The sequence below is a fragment of the Paenibacillus dendrobii genome, assembly GCF_009807035.1.
In the GTDB taxonomy this organism is placed as follows: Bacteria; Bacillota; Bacilli; order Paenibacillales; family Paenibacillaceae; genus Paenibacillus_AQ; species Paenibacillus_AQ dendrobii.
Window position 1 is genome coordinate 1 of sequence record NZ_WUBI01000009.1, and the last position, 13,336, is coordinate 13,336.

The following is a 13,336-nucleotide window of genomic DNA, read 5'->3' on the forward strand; positions in this document are numbered from 1 at the left end:
GACGAGGTAGATAGGTTGGAGGTGGAAGTGCAGCAATGCATGGAGCTGACCAATACTAATCGGTCGAGGGCTTATCCTAATAACTAAAACACAAATTCGTTTCGTATCTAGTTTTCAGGTGATCAAAACACTTGAATATGATATCATTATGTATATACAGCGATATGCTTGGAGAGATACCCAAGTGGCTATAAGGGGACCCTCTGCTAAGGGGTTAGACTGCGTAAGCGGTGCGAGGGTTCGAATCCCTCTCTCTCCGCCATCTGTATACTACGTAAGATATATTGAATATGGCGGTGTAGCTCAGCTGGCTAGAGCGTACGGTTCATACCCGTGAGGTCGGGGGTTCGATCCCCTCCGCCGCTACCATATTATTTTTCGGAGGCTTAGCTCAGCTGGGAGAGCATCTGCCTTACAAGCAGAGGGTCGGGGGTTCGATCCCCTCAGCCTCCACCATCATACGCCGGTGTAGCTCAATTGGTAGAGCAACTGACTTGTAATCAGTAGGTTGGGGGTTCAAGTCCTCTCGCCGGCACCATTTAAAATAATGAGGGACCGTGGTGTAGAGGCCTAACATGCCTGCCTGTCACGCAGGAGACCGCGGGTTCGAATCCCGTCGGTCCCGCCATTTATTTTAAATCAATGCATTTCCACGCAATTAAGTGGGAAGAGTAACATCGACCACTTTATTTTTTTTGTAAGGCTCGGTAGCTCAGTCGGTAGAGCAGAGGACTGAAAATCCTCGTGTCGGCGGTTCGATTCCGTCCCGAGCCACCTTATATGGAGGCTTAGTGAAGTGGCTAAACACGGCAGACTGTAAATCTGCTCTCTACGAGTTCGGTGGTTCGAATCCATCAGCCTCCACCAGTTTTATGAGCCATTAGCTCAGTTGGTAGAGCACCTGACTTTTAATCAGGGTGTCGAAGGTTCGAGTCCTTCATGGCTCATCCGAAAGATCATTAACCTTAGGGTTGATGGTCTTTTTGCTATTTCTAACACTTTATTTTGAACTAAATACATAGTCGTTTGAATAGTCGTTTGAATTATTCTGGAGTTGAGACCGGACATAGATACAAGGGTTATTTAAATTAGCATGAATCAAGAATTATTACTCCCCTGACACGCAGTCAAAGAAGCATTTTAACGTTTTTCGGAATTTCGTACGCAATATGATAAAATAGGAAACAAAAACGGCAAAGTGGTGGATGACATCGATGGTGGAGTTGGAGACATTACGTAACAAGTTGGAACAGATTGTAGGGGCGCCTTTGCGCATCAAGCAATTGACGAAACAACAGACTGAAAGCGTATATAACCGAGTCGAACGTCAGGAATCGCCAATAATTTCAGAACGCAGCGACAGTCAAGCCGGATCTGATCTCATACTGAAGAATTCGATTGTGGTTGAGGATATGATATGGTACCCATTGTATTCGAAGAATGGCCATATTTTCGTGCTGGAAGCGCCGGTGCGCGAGCTGAGTAATGAAGTCATGCAACTGATCGAACTGCTGATTTCCCAGGTGAGACCGGAAGTTGATACAAGCGTATCCCTGCAGGGAGATGAAGAGCGTGAGGTTCTTCGCTTTAGCGCATGGATCGTTGAGCAACTCGATCAGGAACGCGGAGATAGTGAAATTCCAGACGACCTTGAGCTTAAGCGGCGGTTGACGGGGGAAATGATACCGTTTCTGCTCACCTGTGAAAGCGTGCATGCAGCCGATATCCATCGGACTCAGCTTAAGAAGTTGCTAAAGAGCTATTTTGACGGAGAGGTTGTGCTTGTCCCTCTACGAAGCTACGAGTGGCTGGTATTAGCGAAAAAGGAACTCGTCATCGGAGCCGGGGAAGACAAGGATGAGGAGAACTCCGAATCCGAGACGGACATGCTATCCGCTTTCTGCCTTGGGCTATATGAATTGATTGCTAACGAGTGGGTAGGTACCTTTCATTTATCCGCAGGTCCATCCTTTTCGCCAATCAAGTGGCTGCCTTCCATGGTGTCGCTCCTCCGAGAGACGATTTTCCTCGGGCGGACCTTTCATGTTGCCGAACATGTCCATTTCCCGTGGGAACTTTTGTTGGAGAGACTGATTTACAGTATTCCTGTTGATCAACGACGGCTGTTTTTGGAGCAGGCTGGTGACCATGGGGTGTTATTTTCCGATAATGAGACCCTGTCCACGCTGGAATCCTTTTTCCAGCTGGATTGCAACGTGAGTGAAACGGCCAAACGATTATATATTCACCGCAACACGCTTTTATACCGTTTGGATAAGATTAAACAAGAGACCGGATTGGATGTTAGAAGCTTTGGAGACGCGGTTTTAGTGAAGTTGACGATGTTATTGTATAAAGTAACGAAAAGAAAATAGGTTTTTTGTGCAGTTTGTGTATAGCCAGTCTGCGAGATGTTGGGTAAGATAGTAATATAAAAATGTATTCGATTTCATAATATACACTTAAGGGGGCAAATCTCATGGCAGGTGTACGTTTAGAGCATATTTTCAAAAAATATCCGGGTTCCGACAAAGCAACAGTTATGGATATCAGCCTTGACATTCAAGACAAGGAATTTCTGGTACTGGTAGGACCGTCCGGTTGCGGTAAATCTACAACTCTTCGTATGATCGCCGGTTTGGAAGAGATCTCCGAAGGCAAACTTTATATCGGCGACCGCGTCGTAAACGACGTTGCTCCTAAAGACCGCGATATCGCGATGGTATTCCAATCTTACGCTTTGTATCCTCACATGAACGTATACCAAAACATGGCTTTTGGTCTGAAATTGCGTAAAGTGAAAAAAGACGAAATTGACAAACGTGTACGTGAAGCAGCAAAAATCCTCGACATCGAGCATTTGCTTGACCGTAAACCGAAAGCACTTTCCGGTGGTCAACGTCAACGTGTTGCCTTGGGCCGCGCAATCGTGCGTGATCCGCAAGTCTTCCTCATGGACGAACCACTTTCCAACTTGGATGCTAAACTTCGCGGACAAATGCGCGCTGAGATCACAAAGCTGGTTAAGCGTCTTGAAACCACTTGTATCTACGTAACGCATGACCAAACAGAAGCTATGACCATGGGTGACCGTATCGTAGTTATGCAAGACGGTATCATTCAACAGGCTGCTTCTCCAGAAGAGCTCTATAACAGCCCTACGAACCTGTTCGTTGCAGGCTTTATCGGTTCCCCTACGATGAACTTCATCACAGGAACTCTGAGCGAATCTAACGGTGCTGTACGCTTCCGTTCCCAAGGACTTGATGTTGAAGTTCCAGGCGGCAAAGCACAAACACTGAAGAGCAAAGGCCTGATCGGTAAAGAAGTAATCATGGGCGTGCGTCCGGAAGATATCCACGAAGAGCCAGTATTCATGGAAGCTTCTCCAAACACAATCTTCACATCCCATGTTGACGTTACTGAAAACCTGGGTCATGAAATGCTCCTCTACCTGAGTGGAATTGGCAGCGAGACTGTAATCGCCCGTGTAGACGGACGTTCCAACACTCGTGAAGGCGCAAGCGTACGTCTTGCAGTTGATATGAACAAAATTCATATCTTCGACAAAGAGTCTGAACTGAATGTATTGTTGACGGACTAATACAGGCGGTATGCCTGAAACCCAAAGCCGCCCGAAAGGGCGGCTTTTTTATATTACAGAAATAAATAAGTTCTCGGCAGATCGGAAGGAATGTGAATTTTGATGATGCTATTCCGTTAAAGGCGGCAATGTCTTCTGCCGAAGATATAACTATCAATGTTTTTCCTCAGGTATGAAGAGGAATTGCGACTTCGTTTTGCCGAGATTGCATTCATTGGAAATTTCCTTTACGATGGGTACAATGGATATAATATAGAATCGTCTCGGACAGCAATATGGCTGGAGTCTGAGCCAATCGGACAGAAAGGGAGACATGGAATGGCTAAAAAGGTTAGAGTAGCAGAATTGGTTCAGCAATTTCAGCTGGAAGTCATATCCGGAGAGCAAGGCCTGAAACGCATCATTACTACTGATGATTTGAATCGGCCGGGTCTAGAGATGGCAGGTTATTTTGATTATCATCCCCAAGAAAGGGTACAGCTGCTGGGAAGAACGGAGCTGGCCTTTTTTAGCATGCTTACAGCGGAAGAACGCAAGGAGCGAATGGAGCGTCTTTGCACCGAGGTGACTCCCTGCATCGTAGTAACGCGCGGTTTGGAGGTTCCTGAAGAACTCGTCAACATCAGTCAGGAGAAACAGCTCCCAGTTCTGCGCAGCAGTATGGCTACAACGATACTGCTCAGCCGGATCACCGGCTTTTTGGAAAGAAGACTAGCACCGACGACGACAATTCATGGCGTATTATGCGATGTGTACGGTGTCGGTATGCTGATTACGGGAAGCAGCGGTATCGGTAAGAGCGAAACGGCGCTGGAGCTGGTGAAAAGAGGACATCGCTTAATTGCCGATGATGCGGTTGAAATTCGTCAAACATCGGATAGCCAGTTGCATGGTACGGCACCGGAGCTGATCCGTCATTTGCTGGAAATACGCGGTGTCGGCATTATTAACGTAATGACTTTGTTTGGAGCCGGCGCCATTCGAAACAATAAAAGAATCACGCTTGTCGTCAGACTGGAAGCTTGGCAACAGGATAAGCAGTATGATCGCCTTGGCCTGGACGAAGAAACGACAAGAATTATTGATACGGATATTCCGCTGGTTACCATCCCGGTTCGTCCCGGTCGTAACCTTGCAGTCATTATTGAAGTGGCTGCCATGAACTATCGCTTGAAGCAAATGGGGCTCAATGCGGCTCTGCAATTTACTAACAAGCTGACGGCTACCATTGCGGAAGACATGGAAGATATGGATTAGGAGAGTGAAAAAATGGCCACATTGCTTCTCAATCCGATCGCATTCTCGATTGGATCCCTGTCGGTACACTGGTACGGCCTCATTCTGGGGCTCGGTGCACTGGCGGGTCTCATGGTGGCAATCCGTGAAGGCAAGCGATTCGGCATATCGCCAGAATTTTTCATGGATATGCTGCTGCTGGGCGTGCCTTCTGCCATTATTGGTGCACGCATTTATTTTGTAGCATTTAAGTGGGATGATTATAAGGACCATCTGGTCGATGTGTTCAAAATATGGAATGGCGGGATTGCCATTTATGGCGCGTTGATCGGTGCGATTATCTGTGCCGTGATCTACTTCCGCTATAGAGGTTATAATTTCTGGCGCATTGCCGATATTTGTGCTCCGGGCCTGTTAACGGGACAAATGATCGGACGCTGGGGAAACTACGTCAACCAGGAGGCCTACGGAGGCCCGGTTGCGGAATCTTTCCTTCGGGACAAGCTTCACCTTCCGAATTTTATTGTAGATCAAATGAATGTGCAGGGCGTATATCATCATCCGACATTCTTGTATGAATCGTTATGGAGCCTCGTGGGCATCATTATTCTATTCATTCTCCGCCGTCAGAGATTTTTGCGGGCTGCTGAGCTGTTCCTGTCTTACTTCATTTGGTATTCGATTGGGCGTTTCTTTATAGAGGGAATCCGAACAGATTCTCTGGCCTTTATCGGACCAAACTGGCTGGCATCGCTGATGAATGGACTATGGAAGCCGATGGAATGGATGGGATTCGAACATGGTGCGCTTGATTCGGCTTATGGAAATGTACGGATCTCGCAGCTGCTTGCAATCCTGATCATTGTCTTAGCGGTTGTGATGATCATTGTGCGCCGCGCAACAGGCAAAGCCGAGACTCGTTATCTGGATCCGATTTATTCTACCAAGGCGAGTCCGGACAATGTGCCAGATTCTGAATCTTTACCGCAGGATAAATCGGCAGAACCGGAAGTAACCCGCACTGAGCCTATATCCGATCAGGAACCTGAGGGCGCGGAGGACAAAAAGGAGTAAAATACAGCATGATTGATACCATATTATTTGATTTGGACGGAACGATCATTGACACCAATGATTTGATTATCACCTCATTTATGCATGTGCTGGAGAAGCATCAGTTGACGCCTCTGACACGGGAAGAGATTATTCCGAAGATGGGCGCGACACTGGAGCAGCAGCTCCAGGAGTTTTCCGGTTTGGGCGATATCACCACACTGATGACGTCATACCGCAGTTACAATGATGAACATCATGACGTAATGGTGAAGATGTTCCCTCACGTGGAGGAAGTCGTCAAACAGCTGCATGCCCAAGGCATTCAATTGGGTGTCGTGACAACGAAGAACAAGCCCGGAACCATCCGGGTCATGGAAATGTTCGGTCTTCAAAAATATATGGGTGCTGTCGTTACGCTTAATGATGTCGAACATCCCAAGCCTCATGCGGAGCCGATATTAAAGGCCCTCGGAATCCTCGGAGCCGATCCTTCCCGGACATTAATGGTAGGAGACAGTCCCGTGGATATCCAGTCGGCGAAAGCCGCCGGTGTCCGCTCAGTGGGCGTTGCATGGTCTTTGAAGGGTGAGAAGGCGCTGCTGGAGCATCAACCGGATTACGTCATTCATGATATGAAGGATCTATATAAGCTGTTAGAACAGGAGTAAGGCATAGTGAGAAAAGTGACCCGGTATCCGGTGGAAGGGCCCAACGCGCTCTGGCAGATTTATAAGACAGTCAGCCCCTGGAAAGGGGTCAAGAACTTCATCTGTATCCAGGCGGCACGTTATTGCCCGATTCTTCCACTCAAGAACTGGATTTATCGTCATTTACTTGGCATGAAGGTCGGAGAGCATACCGCATTCGGGTTGATGGTGATGGTGGATGTGTTTTTTCCTGAAAAGATCTCGATTGGGAACAATTCTATCATTGGCTATAACACGACCATTCTGGCGCATGAGTATTTAATTCATGAATACCGATTGGGTGAGGTCAAGATTGGGGATCACGTACTGATTGGCGCAAATACGACGATACTACCCGGTGTAACGATTGGCGACGGCGCCGTCGTTGCGGCTGGGGCAGTAGTACATAAGGATGTAGCTGCAGGTGCTTTTGTGGGAGGTAATCCACTCCGCGAAATGAAACGAAGCGAGGATACAGATGTGTCCGAAGCATTTCAAGCACAGACATCACAGATGGTAGGTAAGTAGCTGGGCAGACCCTATAATATTAGGAACCAAAACCACTCAAAGCTCGCTTTGGGTGGTTTTTTTCTGAAATTTAAGTTTTCTTAAGGTTCGGGGTTTATAGTAGTAGGTAAGCGGAAGAAGCAGAGGTTTCTGCATCTGATGACGAACCCAAAAATATTAAACTGGCGTACACGGATATAAATATAGTATTTTTAAATGGGGAATTCATTAAAATTTTCCAACAGACCGTTGCGTGAGGGCAAATAAATTATTACGGGAGTGTTTGCATGCTTAAGAAAAAAGAACGAATCATGGAGCTGGATATATTCCGATCATTCGCGATTATGGCAGTCATTTTTATCCATGCCACTTCCACCACGCTGAATACAACACTGGGGACTTCTTCCTATTATCCGTTTTTGTTTATTAACATATTCAGCAAATTCGCCGTTCCTGTGTTTATCTTTTTGAGCGGATTCGTACTCTTTTACAATTACCTGGATCGGCCGTTGAATAAAGCGATGCTGAAATCTTTTTATACCAAACGTCTATTATATATCCTTTTGCCGTATATATTATTTTCATTGTTTTATTTCTTGCTCAATACCTATGTCAAAGGAAAGCTTGGTCTTCCGTTTACCCAGCTGGCACATGATTTTGGAATTCAGTTGTTAAAAGGAACCGCGCACACCCATCTATATTATGTGATCATTATGCTGCAGCTCTATATCGTGTTTCCGCTCTTTTTATGGTGGTTTCAGAAGCAACGTTCCATTTTGCCATGGATAGCGATTATTGGCGTAGCCATTCAGTGGTTGTATGTGTACCTGTACAAATATGGGTTTCACTTGCCAGAAGCGGGCGTGTACCGGACAGGCATCCGATTGCCTTTGCCAAAGGGAAGCATCGCTTTCTCTTATATGTCCTTCTATCTCTTCGGTGCATTCATTGCAGCTTATTATGCACAACTCAAGGAATGGCTTAATGTAACTCGTGAAGGCTTTAAAAGCGGCAAGGGAATGGTATGGATACTGGTATGGGCAGCCTGGATCGCGGCGGGTATCATTCACGTGAATTTGTATTATGGCCTAAATACACAGGGCAGCAAGATCAACAGCTTGTGGTATGAGTTCATGTGGGATCTTCATTCACTTCTGTCATGTATCGTGCTGATGCAGGTATCCTATATCCTCTATCGTTACGGCTGGAAGTGGCTGAGCTCGGCGCTGACGTCTATGGGGGCCTGCTCCTTCGGGATTTTCCTGCTCCATCCGTTCCTGCTGTTCCTATATCGCAAAATACCAGCCCACGGAGGTTCCGTGGAGTATGCGGCGCGTATCGGGGGAGGCTGGTTGATTTCGCTGGGGATTTCATGGATCATTGTGTACATTGCTTTCCGGTACATCCCATGGTCATGGATATTTTTCGGTACAGCACCGAAACGTCCGCAAAAAAGCGTCGAGGAAAAAGCGGTTAAACTCAATATGTAAAGTAATGCAGCCGTTCGGTCTATACCGGGCGGTTTTTTTACATCTTACAAAACATGCCAACCGTTGTTACAATATAGACAGCTTGGTCAAGAATTATGCGGGAAATTGAGACAGTGTGTGTTTTCGTGTTAGACATCCGCAAGAGGGAGTTCTTGATTGAAGGCATCAAGGTGCAGCAGCCGGCAATCGTTGACGAAGGCGGGATTTCATGATAATATATCCATTATTCTTTACTTTGGTAGAATGGTAGCACTTTAATGTGATAAAGATAAATGATTTTAATATGAGCTGAGGTGAAGCAAGGTGTCGAAACCAAAAGGTTTTGAAAAACCGGTCGGTGTCCGTGATTATGTACCGTATGCCGTGGATAAGCTGCGAGCGATTGAGCGCAATGTACTGGACTGTATGGGCCGTTGGGGCTACCGGCAAATCATGACGCCAACAATGGAATTTTATGAAACGGTGGGCGTAGCGAGCTCCACATCAGATCAAAAGCTGTTTAAACTGCTGAATAACAGAGGAACCACGCTGGTGCTTCGTTCCGATATGACTGCCCCGATAGCTCGAGTGGTGTCTTCGCTGCTCAAGGAGGAATCGCTGCCCATTCGTCTTTCATACCATGCGAATGTATTTCGGGCCTTTGAAGAGGAAGCAGGCCGGGAAGCAGAGTTCTTTCAAACCGGAGTTGAACTGGTCGGCGATGATTCGCCGGAAGCGGATGCCGAGGTAGTGGCCCTTGCGATTGAATCGCTGAAGGCAGCAGGGGTAAAATCATTCAAAATCGCTATGGGGCATGTCGGATTTCTGAACGGACTATTCGAAGAAGTACTGGCAGAGCGGGGCAATGAACAGCAGGCATTAAAGAAGCATCTGCTGGACCGCGACTATGTCGGATTCCGGAAAGCAATCCGGGAGCTTGCAATCGGCGATGGGCAGCTTGAAGTACTCGAAGGCATTCTGCGGCTGCGCGGAGACAAGGAAATTTGCGATCAGGCGTCGGAGCTGAGCGGACATCTGCTGGCCCGGGCCTCCATTGATCACTTATGCAAGGTATGGGAAGTGCTGGAGGCCTATGGCGTATCGGAGCATGTCCTCATTGATCTGACGATGATCGGCGATTTCTCTTATTATACGGGGATGACCTTTGAGGGCTACGCAGCAGAGCTAGGATTTCCGGTATGCAGCGGCGGCAGATACGATAACCTCCTGCGTCAGTTTGGACGTGATGTGCCAGCTACAGGATTTGCTCTGAAGACAAACCGTATCCTCGATGGGGTTAAAGGCACTGTCGTGGAAGAAAATCATCCTGTTCTGATCAGGTATACTACGGCGGCCCGCAAGGAGGGTCTTGCACGAGCAGCCGAGCTGAGAGAGCAGGGAATGGCCGTTGTGACGATGCTGGTTCAGAATGAGAGCGAGACTCTGAATAAGTCCGCAGAGGTATATGGGAAGGTAGAGACATTCTCCTAAATGGAGTTCATGTATACGAGATATATGAGGAGGGAGTACGTTGGCAGAAACTTTGAAGGTAGCCATGCCGAAAGGACGGATTTATAAAAAGGCGGCGGATTTATTCCGTGCTGCCGGACTGCCAATACCGACAGAGGTAGATGAGACCCGCAAGCTGGTCATTGCCCTGCCTGAGCTCGATATGGAGTTTATTCTGGCGAAGCCGGTAGACGTGCCAACTTATGTGGAGTACGGAGCAGCAGATATCGGTATCGTAGGCAAGGATGTATTGATGGAGGAGAACCGGGACGTATACGAGCTTCTGGATCTCGGGATCGCCAAATGCCGGATGTCGGTCATCGGACTGCCAAACTGGCAGCCTGGAATTCAACAACGGGTAGCGACCAAATATCCGAATGTTGCATCCCAGTACTTTCGTGAGCAGGGCCAGCAGGTGGAGGTAATCAAGCTGAACGGCTCGATTGAGCTGGCGCCGCTGATCGGTCTTGCTGACAGGATTGTCGACATGGTGGAAACCGGACAGACGTTGAAAGAAAACGGATTGATTGAAATGAACCAGATATTTGAAATTACGAGCCGTCTGATCGCCAACCGGGTGAGTTACCGGATGAAGAACGGACAAATCCAGTCGCTGTGCGATCGTCTTCAGAAGGCCATTGCCGTTGAAGCCTAGGCATTGGGCTCAGGAACCGGAAGACAGATGGAGAGAGCGAGGAGAGAGTGGAATGAAGGTTGTATCGGTACAGGATTTTGATCTGCGGAGAGAAGTCGACTACGGGACTCCGGAGCAAAATGCACGAGTCAAACAGATTGTAGGCGACATTAGAGCGGAAGGAGATGCAGCGCTGCTCCGTTATACCCAAGAGCTGGATCGTACAGAGTTGTCCGCAGCCATGCTGCGGGTGACGAAGGATGAGCTGGAAGCGGCCTACGAGCAGGTGGAGCCATCCTTCATCCAGGCGATCTCGGCGGCAGCACAGAATATCCGTGCTTTCCATATGCGGGAAAAACGGAATTCATGGATGGATCTGCAGCCGGACGGAAGTATTTTGGGTCAGATTATCCGCCCGCTGAAAAGAGTGGGGGTCTATGTTCCCGGCGGCAAGGCAGCTTATCCATCATCCGTGCTGATGAATGTTATTCCGGCTCAGGTAGCCGGCGTACCCGAGATTGTCATGGTTACCCCACCTTCAACCGGTGGAGCGGAAGGGATCAATCCGTACATTCTTGTGGCCGCAGCGGAAGCGGGCGTGCATGAAATATACCGCGTCGGTGGAGCCCAAGCTATCGCTGCGCTGGCATATGGCACGGAATCCATCGCTCCGGTTGATAAAATATGCGGGCCTGGCAATATCTACGTAGCGCTTGCCAAGCGTGAGGTTTACGGCGCTGTTGATATTGACAGCATTGCCGGACCAAGCGAAATTGTCGTACTTGCCGATGAGTCGGCCGATCCGGAATATGTGGCTGCTGACCTGCTGTCACAGGCAGAGCATGATGAGATGGCGTCTGCTATTCTGGTCACTCCGTCACGAGAGCTTGCGGACCGCGTTTCTAACGAAGTTCAGCGTCAACTGGAACTGCTGCCAAGAAGAGATATTGCTTCTGCGTCGATTGAGAACTATGGGGCAATCATTGTTACGGAATCGCTACTTGAAGGAATTTCGGTAGTTAACCGTTTGGCTCCTGAACATTTGGAACTGATGGTCGCTGATCCGATGGCCCATGTAGGTTTGATTGAAAATGCGGGGGCCATCTTCCTCGGTGCATACAGCTCGGAACCTGTGGGAGATTATTTTGCGGGTCCGAATCATATCATTCCGACTAACGGTACGGCGAGATTCTCCTCGCCGGTCGATGTGGACGATTTTATTAAGAAATCAAGCATGATTTACTATAGCAAGGAAGCCTTGATGAAGAACGGAGCTGCTATTATGGAGCTGGCACGCGGTGAAGGGTTGGAAGCACATGCTCGGGCGATCGAAGTTCGCATGAAGCGAGAAGGAAAGGCAGGAGAAGAGAATGGAATTTAATCAGGATAAGGGTGCAAGAAGCGCTGAAATAAGTCGAAAGACGAATGAAACGGATATCAAACTGGCCTTTTCCGTAGACGGGACCGGCATATCGGAGCTTGAGACGGATGTACCATTTCTGAACCATATGCTCGATCTGTTCACCAAGCACGGACAATTCGATCTGAAGGTTCAGGCTCATGGAGATATTGAGATCGACGATCATCATACGGTTGAAGACATCGGGATTTGCCTTGGACAGACGCTGCGGGAAGCTCTGGGAGACAAAAAAGGCATCAAGCGCTATGCGAGCGTCTTCGTTCCCATGGATGAAGCACTTGCGCAGGTTGTCATCGATATCAGCAACCGGCCGCATTTTGAATACCGCGCGCAATATCCTTCTTCACAGGTTGGCAGTTTCTCTACCGAGCTAGTGCATGAATTTCTCTGGAAGTTTGCACTTGAAGCGCGGGTGACGCTCCATGTCATCGTACACTATGGACAAAATACACATCACATGATTGAAGCGGTATTCAAAGCACTGGGACGTGCACTGGATGAAGCGACCAGCATTGATCCGCGCGTGACGGGGGTTCCATCCACGAAAGGAGTGCTGTAAGTGGCGATCGCGATTGTCGATTACGGCATGGGCAATCTGCACAGCGTGAGCAAGGCCGTAGAGCGTCTCGGAGCAGAGGCGCTCGTTACGGGCGACCGTGCGGAGATCCTAAATGCGGATGGAATTATTTTGCCCGGCGTAGGTGCTTTCGGCGATGCCATGGAGCATTTGCGAGAGAGCGGGCTTGGCGAGGTCATGAAGGAAGCCGCTGCAGCGGAAAGACCGCTGCTTGGCATTTGCCTCGGCATGCAGCTCCTGTTCGGAAGCAGTGAGGAGCATGGTCAACATGTTGGGCTCGGCATCCTGCCAGGCAGAGTCATCCGTTTTGCGGAAGGCGATTACAAGGTACCGCATATGGGCTGGAACCGGCTGGAGTTTCTGCAAAAGGACAATCCGCTGTTGGCGGGACTTGCGGAAGGGCATGTTTATTTCGTGCATTCTTATCATGTTCTTCCGGAAGTGAAGTCCGACCTGCTAGCCGTTACGGATTACGGACAGCCGGTGACGGCCATTGTCGGGCGGGGCTCGGTGTACGGCATGCAGTTTCACCCGGAAAAAAGCGGGGAGCTCGGCATGAACCTGCTGGGACAGTTTTTGAAGCTCTGCGGACATACCTCAACATTGGTGTAAGCGAAACCCTTTTGCGAAACGATCCG

At 48.6% G+C, this 13,336-nt stretch carries 12 protein-coding genes, 8 tRNA genes and 1 rRNA gene; all 21 read left to right on the forward strand.

Annotated elements, in window-relative coordinates; genetic code table 11:
* Positions 1–79: ribosomal RNA gene (locus GRF59_RS28340) — 23S ribosomal RNA — on the forward strand; the annotation flags it as partial.
* A gap of 91 nt (positions 80–170) precedes the next feature.
* Positions 171–262 (forward strand) — tRNA-Ser (locus GRF59_RS28345).
* A gap of 30 nt (positions 263–292) precedes the next feature.
* Positions 293–369, forward strand: a tRNA-Met gene (locus tag GRF59_RS28350).
* 11 nt (positions 370–380) lie between these two features.
* Positions 381–456 (forward strand) — tRNA-Val (locus tag GRF59_RS28355).
* 6 nt (positions 457–462) lie between these two features.
* A tRNA-Thr gene (locus tag GRF59_RS28360) sits at positions 463–538 on the forward strand.
* 13 nt (positions 539–551) lie between these two features.
* A tRNA-Asp gene (locus GRF59_RS28365) sits at positions 552–628 on the forward strand.
* Positions 629–701: 73 nt separating this feature from the next.
* Positions 702–774: transfer RNA gene (locus tag GRF59_RS28370), tRNA-Phe, on the forward strand.
* An 8-nt stretch (positions 775–782) separates the two neighbouring features.
* Positions 783–867 (forward strand) — tRNA-Tyr (locus tag GRF59_RS28375).
* A gap of 7 nt (positions 868–874) precedes the next feature.
* A tRNA-Lys gene (locus tag GRF59_RS28380) sits at positions 875–947 on the forward strand.
* A gap of 258 nt (positions 948–1,205) precedes the next feature.
* Positions 1,206–2,375, forward strand: a complete 1,170-nt coding sequence (locus GRF59_RS28385; RefSeq protein WP_237392106.1) for a PucR family transcriptional regulator — start codon at positions 1,206–1,208, stop codon at positions 2,373–2,375.
* A gap of 104 nt (positions 2,376–2,479) precedes the next feature.
* Positions 2,480–3,604: an ABC transporter ATP-binding protein gene (locus GRF59_RS28390; protein ID WP_160501068.1), complete on the forward strand. Its 1,125-nt coding sequence runs from the start codon at positions 2,480–2,482 to the stop codon at positions 3,602–3,604.
* Positions 3,605–3,922: 318 nt separating this feature from the next.
* Positions 3,923–4,861, forward strand: a complete 939-nt coding sequence (gene hprK, locus GRF59_RS28395; RefSeq protein WP_160501069.1) for an HPr(Ser) kinase/phosphatase — start codon at positions 3,923–3,925, stop codon at positions 4,859–4,861.
* A 12-nt stretch (positions 4,862–4,873) separates the two neighbouring features.
* Entirely contained in the window at positions 4,874–5,914 is a 1,041-nt protein-coding gene (gene lgt / locus GRF59_RS28400; RefSeq protein WP_160501070.1) for a prolipoprotein diacylglyceryl transferase, read from the forward strand.
* Positions 5,915–5,922: 8 nt separating this feature from the next.
* Positions 5,923–6,564, forward strand: coding sequence for a pyrophosphatase PpaX (ppaX, locus tag GRF59_RS28405; protein ID WP_160501071.1), 642 nt, complete (start codon positions 5,923–5,925; stop codon positions 6,562–6,564).
* Between the two features lie 6 nt (positions 6,565–6,570).
* Entirely contained in the window at positions 6,571–7,110 is a 540-nt protein-coding gene (locus GRF59_RS28410; protein ID WP_341480152.1) for an acyltransferase, read from the forward strand.
* Between the two features lie 266 nt (positions 7,111–7,376).
* Positions 7,377–8,579: an acyltransferase gene (locus tag GRF59_RS28415; RefSeq protein ID WP_160501072.1), complete on the forward strand. Its 1,203-nt coding sequence runs from the start codon at positions 7,377–7,379 to the stop codon at positions 8,577–8,579.
* 303 nt (positions 8,580–8,882) lie between these two features.
* A complete protein-coding gene (locus GRF59_RS28420; protein WP_160501073.1) occupies positions 8,883–10,049 on the forward strand; it encodes an ATP phosphoribosyltransferase regulatory subunit in 1,167 nt (388 codons plus the stop codon).
* A 40-nt stretch (positions 10,050–10,089) separates the two neighbouring features.
* On the forward strand, positions 10,090–10,722 hold the full coding sequence (gene hisG / locus GRF59_RS28425) for an ATP phosphoribosyltransferase (protein ID WP_160501074.1): 633 nt from the start codon (positions 10,090–10,092) through the stop codon (positions 10,720–10,722).
* 52 nt (positions 10,723–10,774) lie between these two features.
* Positions 10,775–12,082, forward strand: coding sequence for a histidinol dehydrogenase (gene hisD / locus GRF59_RS28430; protein WP_160501075.1), 1,308 nt, complete (start codon positions 10,775–10,777; stop codon positions 12,080–12,082).
* Positions 12,072–12,680 carry an imidazoleglycerol-phosphate dehydratase HisB gene (gene hisB, locus GRF59_RS28435; protein WP_160501076.1) on the forward strand — a complete coding sequence of 203 codons (609 nt, stop codon included), beginning with the start codon at positions 12,072–12,074 and terminating at the stop codon, positions 12,678–12,680. The genes hisD and hisB overlap by 11 nt, the downstream gene beginning before the upstream one ends.
* Positions 12,681–13,310 carry an imidazole glycerol phosphate synthase subunit HisH gene (hisH, locus tag GRF59_RS28440; RefSeq protein ID WP_160501077.1) on the forward strand — a complete coding sequence of 210 codons (630 nt, stop codon included), beginning with the start codon at positions 12,681–12,683 and terminating at the stop codon, positions 13,308–13,310.
* Positions 13,311–13,336 lie beyond the last annotated feature (26 nt).